The following is a 23,520-nucleotide window of genomic DNA, read 5'->3' on the forward strand; positions in this document are numbered from 1 at the left end:
TTTGCAATTCAGTGATACATTTAGGGTAAACATATATTAACTGCCAAAATTCTATTAAATACAAATTCTAAATGGTGTAATCTGGTATGTAGGTGCCTTATCTTATTTTGTGGATTCTGTATTCGTAATTTGTGTTTTTGTAATTGTAAAACAGAAAAATGTGTGTCTGTAAATCAGTTTGTTGTGATTGGACAGGTTTGTAAATTTGGTAAAAAAATGAAATTGAATTGTAAGGTCGTATTTATCCTGCTTTTTCTTCTATGAATTGTCCAGTAAGGAGAGTATTATTGTTAAGATATCGGCCCGTTCGTCCATACCCAATTTTTTCCGGATAGCCGTTTTCCGTTTGTGGATTGAATAGACACTTTGCCGGATGACAAAAGCGATTTCATCGGTTTTGAAACCACCTCGGATCAGACAACACAATTGAATTTCTTTTTCGTTCAGGGAAGGAAACTTATCCTTCAATTTTTGCTGGAAATTGTTGTATAAATAATTTATGGTGAAATAGAGTTCATCCCAGTTTAAATCGGTCTGTCCGATGTCTCCCAGAATTTCATTATACATTTTTAAAAATGCCTGATGCTTGTCATGGGGATAGCTTGAAATAAAAGCTAATTTTTTGGATACTTCCAATTTATTCAGCAACAGTTCTTTAAATTTATCCTGACATCGGTTTTGTTCTTGGCATAAATGCTGTAGAGTTTCGATCATTTGGCAGGCGTTCAGGTATTTTTCCCGTCTTTTTTTCAATAAGATACCGATATAAGTGGCTAGTAGTATAAAAAGTAAAGCCAGAACGAGGCTACCGTTGACCAATAGCATGCGCTGGCGGACCAGCCTGCGGTTTTCGCGTTGCCATTTCTTTTGGTGGTGGCGGTTGACGATATTGTCGATGCGTTCTTCGGTCTTGTTTAGTTGGTAATCTGTAATATAGGTTGTATATTTCTTATAATGATTTAATGCCGACTGATAGTCTTTCTTTAACTCGGCAATTTGGTATAGTTGTTTATAATATTGGGCTTGTAATTTTTCCGAATCGTCCGTTGACACGGATGCCTTTTTCAGATAATACCTGGCAGAATCCAGCTGTTGGCGATGTAGATAAATTTCACTTAAAAGGAGATAACCCTGTTTCTGAAACTCCGGATTCGGATCATATTTTAAGGCATTATGCGTGTAAAGAATTGCATTCGCTGTATTTTGTGTGTTCGAATAAGAAATACCGATCTGCAACATGAGGTAAGCCACATTTACCGAATCCTGTAAATTCAAAGCGTTTAGCTCGGCCTTTTTATAATATGTCCGGGCTGCTGCATATTGTCTGGTGTTGAGCAGACAGTCGCCCATTTCATAATTGCTGTATTTATTCTGGGGAGAGTGATATTCTATGGCTTTTTGGTAAGATTCGATACTCGCTTGTTGGTCACGGCGAAGTTTATATAGCTCTCCGAGGTGATAATGAATTTGAAATAAGAGCATACTGTCTTGTCGTGGTGCATTCTCTTTTGCTTCCGACAGGTTGATAGAGGCTTTTTCATAATAACCGTTCTTGCTGTCCATGATACCCGTAAATAAATAGGCCCACCCTGCTTTGGTTGAATCACCCTGTTGCTGAAAATATCGGGCTGTATTAGAAAGGGGAGGATATACCGAGATATCCTGATAGGCTTCGTAAGCAGCATGAACTTTTAATAAATATAGGTTGTGACGGGCATTCCGTTTTAATATTTTTTGGGAAATGGAATCCAGCAGCTTCAAAGCTTGTTGAGGGGAGGAATAAATCAATTGTGCAGCTTGATTCAGCATTCTTTCTGAAGGATATCGATTTCGGCAACTGCCCCAAAGGCTTGCAAAAATAAAGATGAACAGACAGCTTTTCATATTTGGTTCGAAAGGTTTGTATTCACTTTGCTAAGTTTACTTTTTTCAGTATGCTGATTGGCGAATCTGCAGTTCTGATAGATAGGTCAGTAGTTTCAGTTCCACCAATCAGCAGGGGGCCGATTTTTGAATAAGATGCTAATTACGAAAAGTCATAGATTCGACTTTTCGGGCAGTCTCGGTAATCGGGATAGCGCTCCTTTATTTGTTTGTATTGAAATAGTTGTCCAACAGTTCGAAAGCAACGGCAAAGGAGCTGACCTGATTACTCATGACCTGTTTTTCTGCTATTTTTAAATTTTCCTTTTGGCTTTGATAGAAATGGTTGCGTAATTGTTCGTCGATGGTTTCGTACATCCAGTATTTGGATTGTTCGGCACGGCGGACATCGAAATAACCGTTTTGTTGAGTTTCACTGCAATAGTGCAGGATATTTTCCCAAATAGCATCGATACCGGTGCGTTCATAAGCGGAACAAGTCATGACTTTGGGCATGACGCCGGATTCGTGGGGCGGGAAAAAGTGCAGGGCGGTCTGGAGCTGCGCTTTAGCTAGTTCTGCCCGTTGAATGTTGTTCCCGTCGGCTTTGTTGATAATGATGCTGTCGGCCATTTCCATGATTCCCCGTTTGATGCCCTGAAGCTCGTCTCCGGCTCCGGCAATTTGTACCAGCAGGAAAAAGTCGACCATCGAGTGTACGGCTGTTTCGCTTTGGCCTACACCGACCGTCTCGATGAGGATGATGTCGAAGCCGGCTGTTTCACAAAGGATCATGGCTTCGCGGGTTTTCCGGGCGACACCACCTAAGGAACCTGCTGACGGGGAAGGCCGAATGTAAGCATGAGGATCACAGGCAAGCTCTTCCATACGGGTCTTGTCGCCCAGGATACTTCCTTTCGACCGTTCACTACTCGGGTCGATGGCCAATACAGCGATTTTATGTCCCTGGCCGGTGAGATATTTTCCGAAACTTTCGATGAAAGTACTCTTGCCGGCTCCCGGTACACCCGTGATACCGATCCGTACAGACCGTCCGGAGGAGGGCAGGCAACGGTTGATCACTTCCTGGGCAACGGCCTGGTGCTCGGGTTTGGCACTTTCTACCAGCGTGATCGCCTGGCTTAGGATGTTGATGTTTCCTTTCAGAATACCTTCGACATAATCGTCGGTGGTCAGGGTTTGCCTCCGTATATTTTTCAGGCGCGCAGCAATATTGGGATTCATGGGATCGGGCTGCTCGATGCCTTTGTTCACCTTTAATCCTTCATATTCCGGAGCATTCTCCGGATGTTCTATACATTCTGACATAATTTCCCAGATTTGATTTGTTTCACGCAAAGATAGGATAAAAAGGTGGATTTTCATAAAAAACAGCCGGTAACCGAAAGTCTGGAAAGAAACGATTGATTTGCCGACTGCCTGCTGGGTTTTTGGAACTCCGCTATATAATAGGGGACAGGCAAGTTTTGCGTACTTTTTAATAAAAAAATAAGCGTGGAACTTGCACATACCCGGAATCAAGGGAACTGGTATTCCACAACAACCGGGTAAGACAAGCTCACGCTTAGAATATGTATATTTATATACGTACTCACTACGCGAGCGTTGTCAATATCCGCCTTAGTTGTTGTAAATGAATCACAATTGAAATTACCAGTTTCTTGATTCTAAGGCGCTTTTGAAAACGCTACATGAAATAAAAAAATGCCGATACCTCTTGTATCCGGCTTTACAAAGAAATATAATTACCTGTTGGCGGAATTAAATTATAGGTATAGGCGTTTAGTGCGCACTAACTTTATGGATTTTGCCTACTTTTGCAGGCATGGAACAACGCGATAAATTCAAAGGAGTGGAATCAATCAAATTTTATAGTCGTTTTACCGATGATGCCTCATGCCTTGAGTACTTGTCCTCGATAAAGTGGGCAGACGGCTTCAAATGCAAGAAATGCGGTCATACCAATTATTGCAATGACAGATATCCCTATTCTCGCCGTTGTACACGCTGTAAGTATGACGAGAGCGTTACCAGCGGAAGCATGTTCGACAAGATAAAATTCCCGCTTGTCTACGCTTTCCACATAGCCTTCAAAATATCGACAAAGAAGAAAGGGATGTCCTCTTTGGAACTGGCGGAAGAATATTGTATGCGTCAGAAAACCGTATGGGAATTCAAGCGTAAGATACAGAAAGCCATGCGGAGCAGCGGTAATTATCCTCTTAAAGGAGAGGTACATGTCGATGAGTTTTATATCGGAGGAGAAGAGGAAGGAATCATTGGACGAAGCACGGAAGGCAAAAAGAAGCTTGTGATAGTCGCTTTGGAGATTGTCCGAGACGGCGTGGGACGTGCGTATGCCCAAGTGATAGATGATGCTTCGGCAAGTTCTTTTCGTCCGTTCTTCGACAGATACATATCAAAGGACGCAAAAGTCATAACCGATGAATGGTCAGGCTACCTGCCGTTAAAGAAAGATTATCCAAAATTGGAGCAACGCCCTTCGGATAAGGGCAAAGGGCATCCACAGATTCATATTCACATCATGAACATAAAGGGATGGTTGCGTGGAATACACCACCATTGCTCCAAAGAGCATCTTCAAGGATACCTTGACGAGTATCATTTCAGGTTCAACCGCCGTAATAATATGGACACAATCTTCGATATGCTACTTCGTCGAATGATTTGTCAAAAGAAAACTGACTGATAATCAGCTGTGAATGTAGTGCGCTCTAAACGCCTATACCTATAAATTATAAAAGATTTATGTTTAAAAAGTTGTGCATATTGTTGATATTTAGTAAATTAAAGGTGACTAAACTTTTAATAGACAAATATCGTATGCACAACTTATATGCAATATTCGCAAAATTACTGAACATATGCAAGCAAATTGCCGGCAATTTAGTCAATGAATCCGGGAATGTACCAAGACGAGGAGTCGTCCCTAAATTCTCAGACCTTGAAGTAGTGGCTTTGAACATGGCATCAGAGGCTGTTGGTATTGACAGTGAGTCGCTGTTGTTTGCAAAGCTACAGGAATATAGGGTTGAAATACCCAACCTTATTTCCCGCCGACAATACAATGACAGGCGTAAAATAACTTCCTCCCTATGTAATGCAATCCGAGAAAGAATGGTTTCTAAAATGGATGGTGGTGAAGACTATTTCTGTATTGATTCGAAACCGATAGAAGTATGTCGTATTGCCCGTTCCAAACGTTGCAGTATGGGAAAGAAGGATTTTAGAAAAGCACCTGGGGTAGGATACTGCGCATCACAAAGCATGTATTATTATGGGTGTAAACTCCATGCAGTCTGCGGGTTAAGTGGTATCATCCATTCCTTTGACCTCACTAAGGCAAGTGTGCATGACATTCATTACCTGAAGGATGTGAAAGTGGATTATAGTAATTGTACAGTCATAGGGGACAGAGGATATATAAGTGCCCAAGTGCAATTGGATTTGTTTGAAACTGCCAATATCAGATTGGAGGTACCATACAGATGTAATCAAAAAGAATGGAAGCCAACATTCCCAGCTTTTGCCAAAGCGAGAAAAAGAATTGAAACCCTATTCTCGCAATTGTGTGACCAGTTTATGATTATAAGGAATTATGCGAAAGATACAGATGGATTGTTTGCCCGGATTATTGGGAAGATTAGCGCACTTACAATCCTTCAATATATTAACTACAAAAATGAAAAGCCTATTGGCAGAGTTAAATATGCGCTATTTTAATTCCGCCAACAGGTCATGCTAATAAAACTATATAAAGTTTTCGTTGTCGGCACTGAATGTAGCCGTGCATACCACCTTGCCTGTTCCTACGTTCGTAACCTGGAAGGTGTAATCCCCTTGCCAGGCCTCGCTTTTGAGCGAATCGAATGCTTTCCGGCAAGCCTCGTAAACCTGTTTGTCACATTCTTCTATCGTACCTTTCTTGGTGAAGAGCTTGCCGGTGATACCGAGGGCTGACTGGAAGGCGTTCTCTATTTTCCCCATCTCTTCGAGAAAGTCGGGGTGTGAGGCCGACATGCTGGAGAAGCCGTAGGTGTAAGTCACTTCCGTCACAGGATCGTCATCATCGCTGCAAGCGGTGAAGGTGAAAGTAAGGATGGCGACAGCCATCATCGTCAGCAGTGCTGACATTTTTTTGATTGAACTTTTCATTTTGATTTATTGTTTTTGAAATTTACAATACTTCGGTAAATTTTTATTGAAAAAGCTAAGACCGGACGCACGTAACTATTTCTGTTGTTCTTATTGTTGTTGTTCACGTTGCCGTTGTTCACATTCACATAAAGAGCGTTGTTCGCCGGATTGTTGTAGAACTCCGAGGAGGACCAGTAAATGTTGTCTGTTTTTGTCTTTGCGAGCCTCCCTGCACGAGGAAAGCCTGCCGACAACCCTTTTTCAATAATAAACAGTTCGCTTCGGGAAGCCTTGACCGCCCGAATCCCGACTGATAAATCATTGCCTTTTATCTTCCTGTTTCTTCATTCCGCGTTCGTTATATTGTTTCCAGCTCGTAGCCTGCTTGCCTATCTTCTCCAACAGCAGCCCGAACGAGGCGTATTTGCGCTCGGTAATGACCTTCTGCTCCACACATACGCGGAAAAGCATCTGCAACATGCGGTAACGGTCGAGAAATTCGGTCAATACGCCCACTTTTTCATAGCTGCTGTTCGCCTTGTAAATCAGAGAAAGCATATCCAAAGTCAAATCCACCATACGGCTGCCCATACTGTAGCGGAAGAAGCGCGGAAAATCCTGCGTCAGGATCAACAGGTTGTTCAACAACCGGTAAGTGTCGCGGTATAGGGGTAATTCTTCGGATAATGCCATAACTCGATTTTTCAAAAATTTTTCCGACCCGCTTCGCGGGTATTCAGCCTTTATCAACGAGCGGCTACGCCGCAAATAGATAAATAGATTGAATAGGTAAATAGGTCAGAAAGCCAAGACCGGACGCACGAAACTACTTCTGCTGTACTTATAGCTGCGGAACACGTCGCCGTTGCGCACACTCACATAAAGAGCGCGGCGCGCCGGATAGTCGTAGAACTCCGAGGAGGACCAGTACCAGTCAGACTTTAAGCCTGATACCACTGTCTTGCCTTCAAACAAAGAAGCGCGGTTTTGATAAACATTCCACATCTGGCCGATGGAGGGCAAAAACCAGCCGGTGCTGTTGGCAGGGGACGGGACTTTGTGCGCATAATCCACAACGGCATAGTAGGTGGCAGGATAACCGGAATCTTCGGTGGCATTCAACTTGTCCTTGCCGCCGGCAGCGGTGATGATTTTCTGTGTCCAGGCGTAGCCGCTCCAGTCGATGTCAGGTGCAGAGTAATTGTTCTGTTTTTTTCCGCTTCCATCCGTGGGGCAGCAACCCAACTCGGTTCCGTAAACGCCCCACTTACAATAACCGTTTGTGGCATCCTGCAAGGCAACGGCATAGCCGTGGCACTTCTGCTGACCGATACCGGTGGCGGAGTAATCGGAGGCATCGTTTTCGTGATGACCGGCATGGAACACGATGGCGATAACGCTTGCTTTCTGTTCTTCGGTCAAAGTTTCGTCTTTGCCTACAATATTGCCGTCGGCAAGGAGGTAGTCCCCTACTTGCAAATTGTGATCTTTGTCAATCGTCGGTGCTCCGTCCACCTTATAGGTCTTGTATGAGCTTACGCTGATATTGTTCGGGGTGATGAAAAACTCCTTCTTGCCGTCGGCATAGCTGCCGGTGAGGGTTACGGTATTGCCTTGTCCGGGACGGACGAAGTAGCGGTATGTGCCGTCCGTATTGCGGCAGGGCTTGGCCTCTCCACTGAAATCGGCTGTAGTAGCAATCACATAGTCGGGAATGGAGGTGTCGGTGAACTTATACACCGTCTTGGGCATTTCGACTACGGCGAGTGCCATGCGGTGGGTCATGGAGAATGAGAGCGAGAGCTTGCCGTCGGCTTTGCTTCCCGAGCCCGTGGCGGTCATGAGGTCGGAGGCTGTGTAGCCTTGCGTGTAGTCGCTCTGATCAGCTTCCGGCTGCCAGTCATTGATAAGCGTGGCGAAGAAATCGCCATCGCTCGTGGTGTCGGTGGCATTTACCTTGCCCGCCATCTTCGCTGTCTCTTGATAGGGATAGTAGAGGAAATACTTCTCGCCCGCCATTCCGCCGGCAAGGGTTACGCCCGCTTCGGGTTGCCAGGTAAGACTGCCGTTCGTGCCTGCTGTGGCGGTGAGTTTCACATTGTCATAGACTATCGCCCCATTGCGCACAAGGTAGAGTCCGCAGGCGTCACTGGCGGTAAACTCGGTACGGTAACCGTCCTCGGTAGCACGGGTAGCGGCTTTCTGCGAGCCGTCAGCCGAAGTTGTCAGGGCATAGCCGCCGTCGGTGATGGTGATGGCGAGCGGTGCGGCATTGTCAGCACCGGGCAGGGGAAGCTCCTCCTGCGTGCAGCCGGTCAGCAGCAGTGCCGCCGCCCAAAGGGTATGTAGGATATTTCGTTTCATTGTCACACTTTTTATTTTAACTTTACGTTACTTGTTTTTATCTTCCTTGCGGGGCAAAGACTGCAAGCGGCCGTTGCCACAATTCCGTTTGTAAATCCGACCCGCTTCGCGGGTATTCAGCCTTTATCAACGAGCGGCTACGCCGCATAATAGATAAATAGGCTGAATAGGTAAATAGGTCAGAAAGCCAAGACCGGACGCACGTAACTACCCCTGCTGCTCTTACGGTAGTAGTACACGTCGCCGTCGCCCACACTCACACAAAGAGCGTAGTTCGCCGGATTGCGGTAGAACTCCGAGGAGGACCAGTACCAGTCAGACTTTAAGCCTGATACCACTGTCTTGCCTTCAAACAAAGAAGCGCGGTTTTGATAAACATTCCACATCTGGCCGATGGAGGGCAAAAACCAGCCGGTGCTGTTGGCAGGGGACGGGACTTTGTGCGCATAATCCACAACGGCATAGTAGGTGGCAGGATAACCGGAATCTTCGGTGGCATTCAACTTGTCCTTGCCGCCGGCAGCGGTGATGATTTTCTGTGTCCAGGCGTAGCCGCTCCAGTCGATGTCAGGTGCAGAGTAATTGTTCTGTTTTTTTCCGCTTCCATCCGTGGGGCAGCAACCCAACTCGGTTCCGTAAACGCCCCACTGACAATAACCGTTTGTGGCATCCTGCAAGGCAACGGCATAGCCGTGGCACTTCTGCTGACCGATACCGGTGGCGGAGTAATCGGAGGCATCGTTTTCGTGATGACCGGCATGGAACACGATGGCGATAACGTTCTTACCGTTCTCCGGCTGCGGCTTGGTCTCTGCCCACTCCATCGTGCCGTCGGCATAGAGCTTGCGCAGGCCACCGTCTCTCCAGGTGCCGTCGGAGTAGTAATAGTCGCCGATTTTCGGTTCTGTTTCCGTGCCGTCATAGGTGATGGTCACGCCCACATTCTCGCTGCCGCCGGCGTTCCACGTTCCGCCCTTGGCTGCGGTCACCTCTATGCCACTGGCTTTCACGGTGATGGTGTAGGCATACCGCTTGCCACCGAAAAACCCAAATTTGCCGGCAGCTTCTGTTTCGGGAGTGTAGGTAAAGTCATTGCTGCCTATGCTGATTCGGATGAGCGGCTTGCCCGTCATATCCTGCGGCGGCACTAACGCCTCGTATTTCTTCGTTGCGGCATCGTAATAGGGCTTTATCTCGCCGTCCGATTGGTCACCCGGTGATACCAAGCCGGCGGTTGAGTGCGTTAGCGGGTCTCCGAAAATGGTGACGGTCGCACCCTCCAACTCCTCTTCCGTAATGCCTTCGCCAGCTTTGAGAATTACTTCGATTTTCGCCATGCGGTGGATGAAACGGAGATTTATGGCTTGGTCATAACGCCCTATGGCACTGGCGTACAGGACATCGAAAGCGGCGTACCCGCCACTTTGGTCGGAAATATCCGTTTCCGATTCTATGTCCGGGGTCCATGCACTGACGCGGGCTTCATCGGTGTTCTTCCAATAGAAGGCATTATCGGCATCCTTCGGGCTTGCATTGCCCGATGCGTCCATCACGTATGTTTTGTTACCAAACACGCCTTCCAGTGACACTCTAATCTCCTCGCCGCCCGTCCACGCATCCTTACCTCCGGCGCGGGTCTGCGGCTGCGCCACCTCCGCCGTCAGTTGCAGCGGGTACTTGCCGTCGGGCAGGGGCGCGGTGCTTTCATCCTCACTGCTACAGGAAGCGAGCACCCCACAGATGAGCATCATAACCGGCAACCAGCCGCCGATGCGCGGCCACGGCCTTCTCGCTATGTTCCTTATTATTTTCATATTGTCTTTATTTATTTCGTTTTGTGCCACTGCCCGTTGCGACGCGGGCTGCCGCACCATTTATTATATATGGCGTGCCTCCGTCTTACGCCTGATGCACGGCAGTGGCTTTCAGACACACTACATTTTTGCATCACCCGCATGGCTACCACCGTCGTTCCAGTTTTCGATGGTGCTTCCGCTAAGGGTCAGCCCCGTCTTCTTCACCGTGATGGTGTAGGTATAAGAATAACCGGCCTCCAACGCGGGTTTGATCATGTCCTTGTTGGAGTAGCTCTGGTATTCCTCGTCATCGGGAGATATCTCAAGCACCAAAGCGTTGGCGAGTGTCTGCGGGAGCAGGATCATGGTGAAAGTCATCACGCCCGTGGCGGCGTCAAAGGTTGCCACGCACTTGTCCGTGGCCGTCTTCGGGGCACCGGTGCACTGGCGTAACATCCAGTCGCTCACAACGCTGCCCGCGGTCGCGGCGGTACCGGTCTTCACATCGAACGTTCCCTCGTGAACCAGGCCGCCCAGCTTGTAGTCGGCGAATTCCAGCACGGCAGTGTCGTCGAAACCGTCGGTGTTCGACACCTGCACCTTGAGGATAAGACGGGCCATCTTGTGCTTGAAGGAGCAGTCGCTGCCGCCCGCGGCGGGGTTGTCCGTGAAGCTGACGGTCGGGCTGTCTTTATCGGCCTTGGCTCCCGTGGCATGGATGTAGTCCACCTTCTCCTGTTCCGTGGTCGTGGGCTGGTTGCTTGTATTTACCGTAATCTTCCCGTCTGTACCAGGCAGGGTGGAGGCGTTTGCGCCCGATGCGTAAGGCGCGTAGGCGGCAAAAGTAAACTCGAGGAAAGCGTCCTCGAAGAAGATGCCGCCACCCGCCGTCATCGGGGTGAAGTCCGCGTTGGTGCCGGTACTCGTGGTCGCGTATCCCACGTTCTTGTACTTGCCGCCCATGGTCGTGGTCGTGCCAGGGGCATCCACCACCATCACGCCGATTCGGTCGGCGTTCCACCCGTTGTCCACAGCACGGGTCTTCGGCCCGCTCACGCCTGCCGTGATTCGTGCTTCCACCGGATTGTTCTGTACCTCGTTCTCTTGTGTACACGCAGCCAATAGCGTTGCCGCTGCTGCAATAATGAAAAACCTCATGTTCATTGTCATAATCTTGTTTTTTTTATTAAAAATTTATCGAAGAACCGATTTGGAAGATTTGGCATCAACTTATTGTTATTCGCTTTAATTAGGATTACAATTATAGAAAAAACTTTTTATTATAATGATGAAAAGAAAGCCATCAGTTCCAATATAAAATATCGTGGCTGTCGTATTTGACGATATTCAGGTAATTGTTCATCCAATTAATTTCAACCACAGCTTACGACCTCTTTCCAAAAAGCATACTACCTTTTCTTGAAAAGCATACTACCTTTTTGAAAAGAGGTCATACTTGCGTTGATCAGTAATGGGATTTTACTCTGTACTTTTCACGAAGATAGTTTCTCCCTTGTCAAGTATGTTTTTGATTTCCTTGCCGCCGCTTTGTATCTTGCAAAAGCTTATATCCTCGCCTTGTACATCCATTATCTTCAACTTGCCTACTTGAGTCTTAGCTTCTTTCCCTGCAATCGTTTTTACAGTGTAGGCAGTTAGATGAAGTCCTTTGTATGCGCCTAAATTAGTTCCGAGGTCGATATACACCTCTTTTTGCTTGTCTTTGCTTTGTCGGGCACTTTCCAATATTGTGCCATAGATTGGATACTTGCGATTACAATATCCTCCTACGTAAGCTGACAACTTGCGCAAAGTAGAGGTAATCGCACTTTCCTCTGTTTCTATCCATGCAACATCTACGTCGGAAATCTTAAACATCGGACTAGCTATCACTTCCTCGGTTTGTGAATCTTTGAATTGCAGGGTAATTCCCACCATGGCTTTATAGTATGTGTTAACACCATTCTTGGTAGTAGTTATTGATTCCGTTTTAGTCGTGGTGGAAATGTTATTTATTGTTGCATCCACATAATAGTCAAAAGTGGCATTCGTTTGTTCACCAATATTCCCCATGTCGGTAGCGATTGTGCGAAAGCCGGAAGTCAATCCTCTCACAATAGCTGCCCTAACAGCATCCTTGTATTGTGGTTGTTGTGTAGTATTCTGCCCAGTAATCAAGACGTTCGCAATAGAGCCTAATGCGCTTCCAACCGTTTCCTTTCCCTCTTTCGGAGTATAGGTGAAGTTGCGCACGCCTAATGCGATGATACGATTGCGGTCTCCAGCCCAAGATACTCCGATTGATAGAAGAAGGACTAATGTGATGATGCTGCTTCTCATGTATTATTGCTTTAGATATTCGATGGTGAAATAACTATCTTGCGCATTCTTTTTCTTATCTAAAACATAAGAATAATAAGTATTAGAACTCTCTTTTTTGATATATTCTTCTACTTTGTCTTTTCCTACAGATAAATATGAATTAGTACTACCAGATGTAGCAGAATCAACAGTCTTTTTGTTTTGATCAAAGATAGCGACTGTGATTAATAGCGAATGACTACTAAATTGATAAGACTTCTTCTCTAATTCCACATTTGCTTTTAACGTACGTTTGATGGAAATCAATCCTTTGGCAGGCAAACTACTAAAATTGATTTGTTTTTTCCATTTTGTAGCAGTGATAGCTTCTGTCTTAGTCGCTCCATTCTCATCTGTGTACTCCGCAATCATGTCGCATATAGACAGTTCATCCTCCGTTGCTGCATACAAAAAAACAATAGCCCCTGTTGTTGGAACTTTAGTTTCCTCTACAGGGATATTTTTGTCATCATCATCACTGCTGCAACTGACTAAACCGGCAAATAACATAACTATCAAACCGAGCATCGAGGCTCTAAAAGTCATTTTCTTGTAATTCATAATTTGGAATTTTAAACGTTAATATTTAATGTATGTGTCTGCAAGAATAAATAACGCCAAATAAACAAGCAAGCGATTGTTTCGTTTAACAAACATAAGATAGATTTACTGAATTACTCAGAATACACTCTTTCGCTTTTTCAGCTGCCATTCCCGATTATTAATTTCCCTCCCAAATCTTCATAATCTTACCCAGATATTACCAAAAAAGAAGTAAAGCATCCTTAATTTTAGATATAAGTTGTACTTTTGATAATCATAACAACATAGTATAATGAAAAGGCATTTGCATAGAAAAATGAGAATATGGTTATGTTCGCTTGTTTGCGGATTGTGGGCGATGCCTTTGCTCGCCAACCGGTCAGCCTTGCCCGATAGCCTGATAACAGAAGATAAAGTGTACGAGTTTACTTTTTCGGACACACCTTTGGCTGAACGCATCATGATGGAACTACGGAAGAAGGGAAAGCAAGCTACTCATGAACTCGATATAACGGAAGGTGACTTGTATTATAACACCGGCCGCTTCATCATAGCTGCCAGCTTCTATAAAAACGCCCTTGCTGCAAAGGCGGTGAAGCGAGATGAGCAGATGACAATGAAGCTGCTTCATCGTTTGATTTCATGCTATGATGGCTTATATGATGAAAAGCGAAAAGCAGAGACGGTAAAGCTTTTAATGCAAAATGCCCAAGAAGCTGGAGACAGTGGTATGGAGTCGATTGCCCTATTTTATTTAGGCAAGAGCCTTCATGAACAAGGCACGAAAGAACGTGGTTATGTCTATATGTTGCAAGCCACAGAGATGATGGAGAAATCGCATTACGACAGGAAATATGACAATTTGCGTGCAAACTGCAACGATTTGCTTATCTGCTACGAGCGTGATAAAAGATACGGGGAAGCCCTTCAAGTACTTGATAAACTTGAGAAATACTTGTATGCCAAAACTCCAGGCGAGGCTGAAATGGAAGGACTCTATGAGCAAGAAAAATGCAAATGGCTTGCCCATCGTGCTGTCGTATGTTCCAAATTAGGGAAAGAAAAAGAAGCGAATGAGGCATATTCTGAATTTCAGAAGATGGGGCGTATCAATCGCCGGTACGCCTACTTGGTTGTGCCTTATCTCTTTGACTTGCATCGTTATGATGAAATCGTGGATATGTGCAAGCAACGTGAAACAGAGATGATGCATAAGAAAGATACTATCAACCTCTACATGTCTTCCACCTTAAAATTCTACGGCATGGCATATCAGGGATTGGAACAATATGACAAGGCGGCAAGCTATTTTGAGCGACTAAGCGTATTGCGGGACAGCCTGCGTGTAAGGGAGTTGCGCAGTTCCTCACAAGAGTTGTCCATCATCTACGATGTCAAAGACAAGGAGGCTCAAATCACTCACCAACGTTGGGAGCTTGTGATAGCCATCTGCATCTTGATTGCTTTAGCTATCATTGGTTGCGTGCTGGGATATAACAACCGCATCATCAGAAAGAAGAACATTTCTTTGGTTGCCAACGTGAAAGAGGCGATGAGATATAAGGAAGAGCTTGAGAAGTTAAACCGTAGTACTCTGTCCGAAAATATTGCATGGAATGACGATGAGGATCCAGACTTACTGCTGTTCGAGCAAATCAAAGTAAAAATCATTGATCAGAAATTCTTCCTCGACAACACTTTCTCCCGCAAGGCGCTCATGGGCGAATTCAATATTCCTGCTAACAAGTTCGCCGGCTTGTTCCGTCAGTTCACAGGTAAAAGTTTCAGCGAATATATCAACGATTTGCGCATCGAATATGTAGCGGAACTTTTGCTTTCGGGTAAATACGCCAGTGTAGAAGAACTATTGAAAGAATGCACTTTCATCTCCTCCACCTCGCTGTACCGTCTCTTTACAAAGAAATACGGCATGACTCCACAAAAGTTCTTGCGGAATGCACGGTTATGTTAAGCAGAAGAAAAAAGTAAGTAAAACAACGGTTGCTGTTTTTTGCTGAAAAATTAAAAGTTAAACAATAGAACCGGCAAAAGCTGGTTCGAAAACACTAAAGAGGTCATTGAAATGTTGTCAAAAACGAATGGTTAAGCATGAAGAAATGTACTGAAAAAAGAGTGCTAACCTGCTGATAATAAAGGTGGAAAGTATTGCATAATTCGTTGATTTTTAGTAAATTAGAAGTCTCCCAACTCTTCTGATTATGACTAAAGAAACACTCCTTATGCAATACCAATCCGAGTGCCTATCGGCTCTCAAATCAGTCGTGAATATACACAAACCTTTTGAAAAAACGTTCATGGATGCAATGAAATTATTCATGGCCATCCCTGATCGTATAAACTTCCTCCAATTGGGTAGGTATGGACGTTTTTCGGAACAGACCTACCGTAACCTTTTTGAGCATGAAACTTTCGACTGGTTTGCGTTCAACGGCTCTATCATCAGCAAGCATCTCACAGGTAAAAGAAAAGCCATCGCCATCGATCCTTCCTATATCCCCAAATCAGGCAAGAAGACACCTTGGATAGGTTACTTCTGGTCTGGTTGTGCAGGAGAGTACAAGCGTGGATTGGAAATCATGGGCATCGGTGTCATAGACATCGACAACCATGAATGCATGACTTTAGGTTCCATTCAGACACCGGATTGTAAAACCTTGGATAATATGGACAAGAACCTCGTTGACTGGTACAGCAGCTATCTTATCAGTAGAAAAGACAAGATACAGAGCATATCAAGAACGGTGGTTGCAGACGCATTCTTTTCCAAGGAAACATTCATAACGCCTATGTGTGAGAACGATTTCCATGTCATCAGCCGCTTTCGGAATGACGTAATCCTGTACTATCCGACATTGGAACAGAAAACAGGAAAACGTGGCCATCCAAAGTGGTTTGACGGAAGAATCGACTTTGCCAATCTGGATCTGACCCGGTGCAAGGAATACGAGGTGAACAAAGGAAAGCTATACGGATTGAGGGTATATGCAAAAGCTCTCAAAAGGTATGTTTCCTTAGCCATCTGGTATCCGATGGACGGGAGGACAGACAAGTGGCAGCTTTACTTCTCTACAGACGATTCGATGGATGGACGGGAGGTTCTGGATTATTACAGAACCAGGTTCCAATTGGAATTTTGAGAGATGGTAAGCAACATGCAGGAATCACCAACTGTCAGTCAACCGACTTCAGAAAGTTGGATTTTCACTTCAATGCATCGCTTGCTGCTGTCAACTTGGCCAAAGCGGCATGTAAGAGGCTCGGAATAACCTATTCCATATCCTCCTGCAAGTCTTTTATACACAATGCTTATATGCTTGAACGATTTATTTGCGTGTTCGGGATTAACCCAGACATGCAAGTTATTGACAAACTTTTCAAAGAACTCATTTTATTTACTGCCAGAGCCGCTTAGGCGTGGCTATTTTTTAACGAACTATTGAATTTATAAATTCTGACATATTGGCTGAATAAAGATTGCCATAGTTTTCAGCATTATACACCATAACATGGCTTCCGACAGTATTGATGAACAGCCGGTAATAGAGGTCGCGCATAGCCACCTCCTTGTTATCGGTTATTTGTTCGATAAAGGTGGAGGTGAAACGGTTGCTCATCCACACTTTCATCTCTGAGTTGAAGACATCAGCCTTGGATGTTTCGTCGCCGTTGGCCGCAGTGACGAACAGCATCCCGGGGATGCCCTCGCACTGCTTCATCACACCGCCCGAAAAACAAGCCTCCACCATCATGAGAAGTTTACGGTAACGCCTTTTGCGGTTCATATCCTCAAAAACAGAAGACAGTTTATCGCCTGTCATGGCGTAAGCTTCCTCATCCCAACACATGGCCCCCGGCACACCGTGTCCGCTCCAGAAAACGAACAGGTTGTCGTTCTCAGTAGATTCGATTACCGTGGGCAGTTTTTCGCTTTTTTCGCCACTGAGAATGGCAAGTATATCTTTTGTATTCAACGATGACATACGATAATCAATCTCTACATTTTCGTATACATTGTTTCCCCCGATAGTCACCTGTATGACTCCCTTGTTGGGATTTGATATATTATCGGCTATGTCATCCTCGACAATGAGAATGATACGGTCGTCGGTATATCCGGCTTGTCTGAGCTGCTGATAGATAGCGAGCACATCTGCCTGATGGCGGTAATTGGTCCATTCCTTGGAGGAAGCGACAAGGAGTGCCCAGTTGCCGGTATGTGCAGGGTAATTGAATTCTCCTGAATTGTCGAAATCCTGCATCCGGAAGGCTTTCCAGTTCCAACCGGCAAGTGTCGCATCCGTGCGGTTCCCCCCGTCGCTGGTGTTATAGTCAAGGATGATGTACTGTCCGTTGTAAACCTTGAAATTATAGTAAGTGGTGGCAAGTACATTGGTAAACACCTTGGCATCGAACCTTAAATGTCCTGACGCTCCACGGACATAGGGCGACTTTCCGGCAGCGAGCGCATCCACCACAAGCCCCATATCCTCACCTGTCCAGCTGCCCATGTTCAAGCCTTCACCCGAAACAACGGCCCTTAATGATTTCTGTAACGACAACTCCGGTCTGAACTGCTGGTACCATGCGGCATAGCCGATGAGCATAGCGGCATCGTAGAGCTGAGATTCTCCAAGAGTAGGCGTAGCATTGAAAAAGGTCCTGTAACTTACGTCAAACCCCGACTCAGGGTCGGCACCAAATGCGACTCCCTCTATGCCTTCGGCGGCATCACCGTGAATCTTGAGTACATCCGCACCGTAGGCGGTATCCGAAAACAACATCCGCGGTACACTGCGCCCGTTCAGACTTTGTGCTTTATGCGCTTCAAGCATCGGCTTCATCTCTTCTATTTCAGAGGGGATACATATCACATACTCTGCACCTGACTGCATGGCTTGGCGAGACACATCAGCTATATTGTCAGAGGTGTAAGCATAGCATCCCATGTTTTCCAAGCCCAGTTCGCGTGCTTGAAATGCGAACCAGTCAATGAACGTTTGTCCGTAACCGTCGTTCTCCTTGACCAAAAGTGCCACACTTTTACCCTCATAGTTAATCACCTTGGAGAGAAGCACCTCACATTGCGTAATGTCGGTCTCGGTCATCGCCCAAAGATAGCCTGTCGATGCGTATGCACGAACCAGTTGTTCGGCGGTGGCGAGAGTGAAGAATGTTTTGCCCACAATAGTCAGTTCCGCCGCGAGGATTGCCGCATTGGAAGAATACAGCCCGCCGATTACGGCATACACCTCGTCGTTGAATGCCAGCGACCGGGCAAGTTCCCGCACATCGGTCTTTGCCTCATCGTAGTATTCAAACTTTAACCTTATACCCGCTTCGTGGTTCTTGAATGCACGCTCAAAGTTGGTTGTAAACATTCCCAATGTCCTTTTCCAATGCACATCAAGCCCTTTCTCCATGGGAAGCACCACGGCAACAACCTTCTCTGTCCACTGCTTGTTGTCAGGAGACAGGGAAGGCTCATCGTCCGAACAGCTCCACAGACCAATCAGGCAGAGGAGCGGTGCAATAAGTTTAATAACCACTTGTTTCATAATACTCTTTCTCAAAAATCATAGCCTGAGGGCGCATTCCATTGACTAAGCTGCTGAAATCATTCACGTATCGGGGTGCGACCAGCCAGTCGGCATACCCGCTTTCAAGACCGTAAAGTTGGTTCTCCGGCATATCCCCTGTGACGACCCATTCCGTCAGATACCTGTAAATCAATTGGTCAATATGCTTAATGACCGAACCCGTAATCCGGTTGGAGAGGCTTGACTGATCGATGTCCATACCTGCAAGGTACGGTGAGACCTCAAATTCACGGGAGTAGCGGTATATACCGGCGTTGGAGCCACCTGCCACCGGAAAGATGAAGTCGTAATCAACCGCCCAATCGCTCATTTTCCGGTAAGCGAGCGAAGCCGACACATATCCCGTCCAATCATCCGCCAGATACTCCACATCGCAGTCGCTGCCATAGCCTGCAATAAAACCGTCCTTGGCTATGTTGATGGGGCTGTCGGTATTATTGGCAAGCAGCACCAGAGGTGTCATCTCAGAACATTTTCTTGCACATACTCCTGCAAGGTATGAAGCCCCGAACATCGAAATCTGGAAGGTATGGATGTTCTCGTCCTTATACTGTTTCCGGCTTTCAAAAAGCAGAATACTTTTGTTGGGTGTCAAGTCGTGTTCTGCCAGATAAAGTTCCGCCATTGGCTCATAATCACTGCTACCCAATACAAAAAGCACGGGTATGCTGCTTTGGGGACGTTCAAGCCAGTCCGCAAAAATTTTCTCAGCCTCTTGCAGGGATTCCGGGGAGTAGATATAGATGTCTATATCTCCGTTTTCCATCTTGAATCTCTGAACACCCTCAAGTATACGGTCATTATAGCTCATGTCACCCAATCCCCCCGGAGAGAAGAGAAAAACAATCTGTGGTGCCGGAGATTCCGGCTCCAACTCATCGGTATGATTACAGGATGACAACGCTCCTGTTACCAGGAACGTTGTCATTGCCAAGATAGCGCGGAAAGTATTGTGCATACTAATCAAACTTATGACCACATTCGGAGCATGTATATGGTCCGGATGCAAATGTTTTCCACTTATGACCACAATTGGGACATTTTTCAGTCCATCTTGCCGGGAAGTATTGGTCTATAGCAAGATTATCCCCGTCCATGTATTCCTCCGGAACGATTACGACTGTCATGTCCGGTTCTTTGAAATTCTTGAGAGCATTGAACGAAACGGTGTAAAAGATACTTTCGTCCGAACCGGGTGTGAGTGAGATTCTGCCGCAGTTGTCAGGGAGTTTGACAGTGCGTTGCTTTACGTCCCACTGATCGAGAATGAACTTCTCACACACTCCATGGGCAGCCTCCTTTGAGTCTGCTACCAATATAAACCGGGCAGCATCATCCTTTTTCTGATAGAGATTTCCGGCATCAGCTTGGTCGACTATTATCTTGTCGATATTCTCCAACATTTTTTCTCCAAACGGTCCTTGTGGCTCATCGTCGTTGCTGTAAGCAGTGAAAGCGAGCATTGCCATCACTGAAGCAAACATGATTGTTAAAAATTTCTTTACCATAACAAGTTGTTTTTTAATTGATTGTTACCCGTTGGCGGAATTAATTTAAGTTGATAAAGATGAGTAAAAAGTTGCACATATCGTTGATTTTTAGTAACTTAGCGACAATCAAACATTAAGTTCAAACCATCGTATGTACAACCTTTATACAAAATTCGTCAAAATACTTGAGATATGCAAGCAATTCTCTGAAAATCTCGTCAATGAATCGGGTAATGTTCCACGCCGTGGTCCTGTTCCTAAGTTTTCTGACTTGGAAGTAGTGGCACTGTCCCTGACAGCAGAGACAGAGAGCATTGATAGTGAGAAGTGGTTGTTCGACTATAAATTGCAAGAGTACAAGGACTGCATTCCCAATCTCATATCAAGGAGACAGTTCAATGACCGCAGGAAGAAAACTGCAGGCTTGTGTGAGGAACTGCGCAAAAGGGTTGCCATGGAAATGGATGGTGGAGAGGAACAATTCTTTGTTGACTCCAAGCCAATAGAGGTCTGTAGGGTTGCAAGAGGGAAACGATGCAAGATGGGACGTACCGGTGATTTCTCGCAAGCTCCAGACTTCGGTTTCTGCGCTTCGCAGAACACGTATTATTTTGGTTATAAGTTACACGCTCTCTGTTGGTTATGTGGAGTTATCCATTCCTATGATCTCTCAAAGGCAAGTGCGGCTGATCTCCATTATATGAAGGATGTGAAACATGCTTATCACGACTGTAGCATCTATGGCGACAAAGGGTATATTGGAGCTGATGTACAGCTTGACTTGTTCGAAACCGCACACATAAGACTGGAGTGTCCGTATCGGCTCAACCAGAAGGACTGGAAGCCGACATTCATTCCGTTTGCAAAGGCAAGAAAGAGGATTGAGACAATATTCTCACAACTTACAGACCAGTTCTTGGCCATCAGAAACTATGCGAAAATAACGAATGGTTTGTTTGCCAGAATCATCGGCAAAATTAGTGCACTTACCATTCTGCAATACGTAAACTTCATCAACAACAAGCCCATTGGCAGAATTAAGTATGCACTAAATTAATTCCGCCAACGGGTATAATTTTTAGTTTATATCCAATTATTTTTAAATATTTTTTAATCGTTCGATCAATTCATCACCTAAAGCGGTTTTTGCCTTTATGTGTTCCTGGACGGTTTCCACGAAAGGATTATTTTCAAAAGCTCCCCGTACCTGTTCGAAATCGATCTTCTTTTGTTTTTGATTACCGTCGGCTCCGAAACCGGTTTGAGCTGTCATGGAAAATTCTTTTTTCGCATCTTCATAAAGCATTTTATCGAGATTGACCACAGCTTCTTTCCAGGTATTCACTATCCGGATCACATCCCCGGCTGTGATACTTTCAGGTGTGACCCGGTACCAGGGTTGCATGACTTCCCAAGCCCAGGTCCATTCGAGTTGATAATAGTCGGCATGAAGTTGGCGGAAAGTATCCGTGATCTGTCCGACAGATTCGATCTCTCCGTTTTCTATCCGGCGGATCAGGCGGATGATCCCTTGTTGGGGGACGATCAGACCGGAAAGGTCTACCCATTCGCCGCTACCTTCTGTCCGGGTAGGGGCCAGGCGCTGGCGGATCTCTTCGTTGTTGTGAAATGTCAGGTTTTCCAGCCTTTTAATGATCGAGTTCCCTAGAAATTTGTTGATAGCCATGGAATAATATTGGATACCTTTTTTCAGGGAATTACTTTTGATGTGTGCACTTTGGTATGAATATTCTTCCGAAGTTTCACCGGACACCTGTTGCAGGGTGCGGAGTACTTCTATACCGCTCAGCATTTTCTGAATGGTATAGGGACTGAGCAGGTTAAAATTGATATAATCGAGTTGATGGCTGTCTTTGCGTTTGTCACGTTTGGGCCATTTCTGAGCATCCCGGATCGTACCGACACTCCTTAGATTGACTGCCGGTACCAGATAAGTCTGGTTATTTTGTTCGATCAGATAGGAAAAAGGCAGGTCCGAAGTATCCGGATGGCTGACATGTCGCCCCATAATCAAAGAAAAAGCCCCGATTTTCGCCGGCCAGAGTATATAAGAATCACTGGTTGTTTTCGAACCGCGTTCGACGATACCTTGGTGGATGGGTCCCAATTTATAAAGATGATTGCTTTGGTTTGAACCACTACCGGCATTCAGAAAAGAGAACATACCGGCGATCAACAGACTGGATTTATGCATGGTCACCGTATAAGGACCGGCAAATACGGCACAAGCCTCTCCGTTTTCTCCCTGGCAATTGCTGAAGAATAGAGAATCATGAGCTGAGAACAGATGGCCTAAATGACAGGCTTGCCCGATGAAACACCGTACTAAAGCTGCTCCGTCGTTGATACAGGTGCCCGAAGAAAAAATGAAATCTTCAGCCATCACATTATGACCGATAAATACCGGTGCTTCTGCATTACTGTTGATGGAACCGTTTTTCAAACGGGATGTACCTTCGATGGTCGTGTAATCGCCTATGCAGACGTTACGGATCGTTCCGGTGTTGATGATTCGTACGTGATTACCGATTTTTCCTTCTGTCGAGGACACTTGCTCGGTATATCGTTCGATCAGTGCCTTGAGACGCTCGGTCAGGACAGGGAAATGGCGGTATAGGGCGATAATATAAGCCAGATGGGCCGATAATTCATTGAAAATAGGTACTTCCCGTCCTCCGGTTTCATTCAATACAGCCACTAAAGTTCCGTTTCCAAAGGACGAACGTCCTTCCGTTACGATCAGATTGGCATTCTGTATAAAACAATTTTCTCCGATCCGGTAGTTGGCGATATAATTGGGGATATTTTCGATCAGGACATTATTACCCACCCGACAGTTGTGTAAGGTGACATTGAACAAACCGGCATGTCTGGGGAGTCCTCCCTCTAAAATGAACTCGTAATCGAATATGCCTAGTTCGATATCTCCTGAAAAACGGACATTTTGTATATAATCGGTTTTAAATCCGGAAGCAACTTTTACACGTTGCCAATCTGTCGAACTGCAGCCTTGTGCTTGCAGCCGGGTGATTTCCTCTTGGGTCAGATTTCTCGATACCATACGATTTTGTTATTTTATCTGAATGCAAAGATATACTTTTTGCATCAATATTTATCCGGTGGATAGAAACGGTCGGGGAAATGAATGAACGCTTAAAAATAAATAGAAGTTTGTTTGGTTAAGTGGTTTGTAATCAGTGTGATGGAGTGTGAATAGCCTGAAGAAACGAATATTTTTTGCTTTTCAATAAGAAAAAAGTAATTATATTTGTTCGGTTTTACGGA

The 23,520-nt window shown here is 45.5% G+C and carries 17 protein-coding genes and 1 pseudogene; 5 read left to right on the forward strand and 13 right to left on the reverse strand.

What is annotated here, in order from left to right:
- Positions 1-258: 258 nt before the first annotated feature.
- Both ODOSP_RS18015 and meaB read right to left on the reverse strand, forming a co-directional pair.
- Positions 259-1,809, reverse strand: a complete 1,551-nt coding sequence (locus tag ODOSP_RS18015) for a tetratricopeptide repeat protein (RefSeq protein WP_041557057.1) — start codon at positions 1,807-1,809, stop codon at positions 259-261.
- Positions 1,810-2,085: 276 nt separating this feature from the next.
- A complete protein-coding gene (gene meaB, locus ODOSP_RS18020; protein ID WP_041557649.1) occupies positions 2,086-3,180 on the reverse strand; it encodes a methylmalonyl Co-A mutase-associated GTPase MeaB in 1,095 nt (364 codons plus the stop codon).
- A gap of 529 nt (positions 3,181-3,709) precedes the next feature.
- Here meaB and ODOSP_RS18025 point away from each other — a divergent pair.
- Both ODOSP_RS18025 and ODOSP_RS18030 read left to right on the forward strand, forming a co-directional pair.
- A complete protein-coding gene (locus ODOSP_RS18025) occupies positions 3,710-4,594 on the forward strand; it encodes an IS1595-like element ISPrsp1 family transposase (RefSeq protein WP_009017594.1) in 885 nt (294 codons plus the stop codon).
- Between the two features lie 59 nt (positions 4,595-4,653).
- Positions 4,654-5,628, forward strand: a complete 975-nt coding sequence (locus ODOSP_RS18030; RefSeq protein ID WP_013613710.1) for an IS982-like element ISPrsp2 family transposase — start codon at positions 4,654-4,656, stop codon at positions 5,626-5,628.
- A gap of 27 nt (positions 5,629-5,655) precedes the next feature.
- Here ODOSP_RS18030 and ODOSP_RS18035 read toward each other — a convergent pair whose 3' ends face one another.
- The 7 genes from ODOSP_RS18035 to ODOSP_RS18065 form a co-directional block, all read right to left on the reverse strand.
- A complete protein-coding gene (locus ODOSP_RS18035; protein WP_009017593.1) occupies positions 5,656-6,060 on the reverse strand; it encodes a hypothetical protein in 405 nt (134 codons plus the stop codon).
- Between the two features lie 300 nt (positions 6,061-6,360).
- Complete coding sequence (locus ODOSP_RS18040) at positions 6,361-6,735, reverse strand: four helix bundle protein (RefSeq protein ID WP_004319006.1); 375 nt, start codon at positions 6,733-6,735, stop codon at positions 6,361-6,363.
- Positions 6,736-6,840: 105 nt separating this feature from the next.
- Positions 6,841-8,406 carry a fimbrillin family protein gene (locus ODOSP_RS18045; RefSeq protein ID WP_013613711.1) on the reverse strand — a complete coding sequence of 522 codons (1,566 nt, stop codon included), beginning with the start codon at positions 8,404-8,406 and terminating at the stop codon, positions 6,841-6,843.
- A 179-nt stretch (positions 8,407-8,585) separates the two neighbouring features.
- Positions 8,586-10,220, reverse strand: coding sequence for a fimbrillin family protein (locus ODOSP_RS18050; protein ID WP_013613712.1), 1,635 nt, complete (start codon positions 10,218-10,220; stop codon positions 8,586-8,588).
- Positions 10,221-10,340: 120 nt separating this feature from the next.
- Positions 10,341-11,372 carry a fimbrillin family protein gene (locus tag ODOSP_RS18055; RefSeq protein ID WP_013613713.1) on the reverse strand — a complete coding sequence of 344 codons (1,032 nt, stop codon included), beginning with the start codon at positions 11,370-11,372 and terminating at the stop codon, positions 10,341-10,343.
- A 309-nt stretch (positions 11,373-11,681) separates the two neighbouring features.
- Positions 11,682-12,542 carry a hypothetical protein gene (locus tag ODOSP_RS18060; protein WP_009017589.1) on the reverse strand — a complete coding sequence of 287 codons (861 nt, stop codon included), beginning with the start codon at positions 12,540-12,542 and terminating at the stop codon, positions 11,682-11,684.
- A 3-nt stretch (positions 12,543-12,545) separates the two neighbouring features.
- Positions 12,546-13,124, reverse strand: coding sequence for a hypothetical protein (locus tag ODOSP_RS18065; protein ID WP_009017588.1), 579 nt, complete (start codon positions 13,122-13,124; stop codon positions 12,546-12,548).
- A gap of 298 nt (positions 13,125-13,422) precedes the next feature.
- On the opposite strand from ODOSP_RS18065, the gene ODOSP_RS18070 reads away from it, so the two are divergent.
- Together ODOSP_RS18070 and ODOSP_RS18075 are read left to right on the forward strand one after the other, a co-directional pair.
- On the forward strand, positions 13,423-15,078 hold the full coding sequence (locus tag ODOSP_RS18070; RefSeq protein ID WP_228026201.1) for a helix-turn-helix domain-containing protein: 1,656 nt from the start codon (positions 13,423-13,425) through the stop codon (positions 15,076-15,078).
- A gap of 247 nt (positions 15,079-15,325) precedes the next feature.
- Positions 15,326-16,264 (forward strand): hypothetical protein, encoded by a 939-nt coding sequence (locus ODOSP_RS18075; protein WP_013613714.1) that lies wholly within the window; start codon positions 15,326-15,328, stop codon positions 16,262-16,264.
- 288 nt (positions 16,265-16,552) lie between these two features.
- Here ODOSP_RS18075 and ODOSP_RS18085 read toward each other — a convergent pair whose 3' ends face one another.
- The 3 genes from ODOSP_RS18085 to ODOSP_RS18095 are packed head-to-tail and all read right to left on the reverse strand — an operon-like array spanning position 16,553 to position 20,232.
- Entirely contained in the window at positions 16,553-18,682 is a 2,130-nt protein-coding gene (locus ODOSP_RS18085) for a C13 family peptidase (RefSeq protein ID WP_009017585.1), read from the reverse strand.
- Positions 18,663-19,682 (reverse strand): BMP family ABC transporter substrate-binding protein, encoded by a 1,020-nt coding sequence (locus ODOSP_RS18090; protein WP_005832166.1) that lies wholly within the window; start codon positions 19,680-19,682, stop codon positions 18,663-18,665. The genes ODOSP_RS18085 and ODOSP_RS18090 overlap by 20 nt, the downstream gene beginning before the upstream one ends.
- A gap of 1 nt (position 19,683) precedes the next feature.
- Entirely contained in the window at positions 19,684-20,232 is a 549-nt protein-coding gene (locus tag ODOSP_RS18095) for a zinc ribbon domain-containing protein (RefSeq protein ID WP_009017583.1), read from the reverse strand.
- 59 nt (positions 20,233-20,291) lie between these two features.
- Here ODOSP_RS18095 and ODOSP_RS18100 point away from each other — a divergent pair.
- Positions 20,292-21,271: pseudogene (locus ODOSP_RS18100) on the forward strand (IS982 family transposase).
- Between the two features lie 42 nt (positions 21,272-21,313).
- Here ODOSP_RS18100 and ODOSP_RS18105 read toward each other — a convergent pair.
- Positions 21,314-23,296: a DUF4954 family protein gene (locus tag ODOSP_RS18105; protein WP_013613715.1), complete on the reverse strand. Its 1,983-nt coding sequence runs from the start codon at positions 23,294-23,296 to the stop codon at positions 21,314-21,316.
- Positions 23,297-23,520 lie beyond the last annotated feature (224 nt).

Source organism: Odoribacter splanchnicus DSM 20712 (genome assembly GCF_000190535.1).
Classification (GTDB): domain Bacteria; phylum Bacteroidota; class Bacteroidia; order Bacteroidales; family Marinifilaceae; genus Odoribacter; species Odoribacter splanchnicus.

What these genes read in the sequence shown, in the direction of transcription:
- ODOSP_RS18015 (WP_041557057.1), bottom strand. Translation starts at nt 1,809, where the DNA reads ATGCTGAATCAAGCTGCACAATTGATTTATTCCTCCCCTCAACAAGCT.
- ODOSP_RS18025 (WP_009017594.1), top strand. Translation starts at nt 3,710, where the DNA reads ATGGAACAACGCGATAAATTCAAAGGAGTGGAATCAATCAAATTTTAT.
- ODOSP_RS18030 (WP_013613710.1), top strand. Translation starts at nt 4,654, where the DNA reads ATGTTTAAAAAGTTGTGCATATTGTTGATATTTAGTAAATTAAAGGTG.
- ODOSP_RS18035 (WP_009017593.1), bottom strand. Translation starts at nt 6,060, where the DNA reads ATGAAAAGTTCAATCAAAAAAATGTCAGCACTGCTGACGATGATGGCT.
- ODOSP_RS18040 (WP_004319006.1), bottom strand. Translation starts at nt 6,735, where the DNA reads ATGGCATTATCCGAAGAATTACCCCTATACCGCGACACTTACCGGTTG.
- ODOSP_RS18045 (WP_013613711.1), bottom strand. Translation starts at nt 8,406, where the DNA reads ATGAAACGAAATATCCTACATACCCTTTGGGCGGCGGCACTGCTGCTG.
- ODOSP_RS18050 (WP_013613712.1), bottom strand. Translation starts at nt 10,220, where the DNA reads ATGAAAATAATAAGGAACATAGCGAGAAGGCCGTGGCCGCGCATCGGC.
- ODOSP_RS18055 (WP_013613713.1), bottom strand. Translation starts at nt 11,372, where the DNA reads ATGACAATGAACATGAGGTTTTTCATTATTGCAGCAGCGGCAACGCTA.
- ODOSP_RS18060 (WP_009017589.1), bottom strand. Translation starts at nt 12,542, where the DNA reads ATGAGAAGCAGCATCATCACATTAGTCCTTCTTCTATCAATCGGAGTA.
- ODOSP_RS18065 (WP_009017588.1), bottom strand. Translation starts at nt 13,124, where the DNA reads ATGAATTACAAGAAAATGACTTTTAGAGCCTCGATGCTCGGTTTGATA.
- ODOSP_RS18070 (WP_228026201.1), top strand. Translation starts at nt 13,423, where the DNA reads ATGAGAATATGGTTATGTTCGCTTGTTTGCGGATTGTGGGCGATGCCT.
- ODOSP_RS18075 (WP_013613714.1), top strand. Translation starts at nt 15,326, where the DNA reads ATGACTAAAGAAACACTCCTTATGCAATACCAATCCGAGTGCCTATCG.
- ODOSP_RS18085 (WP_009017585.1), bottom strand. Translation starts at nt 18,682, where the DNA reads ATGAAACAAGTGGTTATTAAACTTATTGCACCGCTCCTCTGCCTGATT.
- ODOSP_RS18090 (WP_005832166.1), bottom strand. Translation starts at nt 19,682, where the DNA reads ATGCACAATACTTTCCGCGCTATCTTGGCAATGACAACGTTCCTGGTA.
- ODOSP_RS18095 (WP_009017583.1), bottom strand. Translation starts at nt 20,232, where the DNA reads ATGGTAAAGAAATTTTTAACAATCATGTTTGCTTCAGTGATGGCAATG.
- ODOSP_RS18105 (WP_013613715.1), bottom strand. Translation starts at nt 23,296, where the DNA reads ATGGTATCGAGAAATCTGACCCAAGAGGAAATCACCCGGCTGCAAGCA.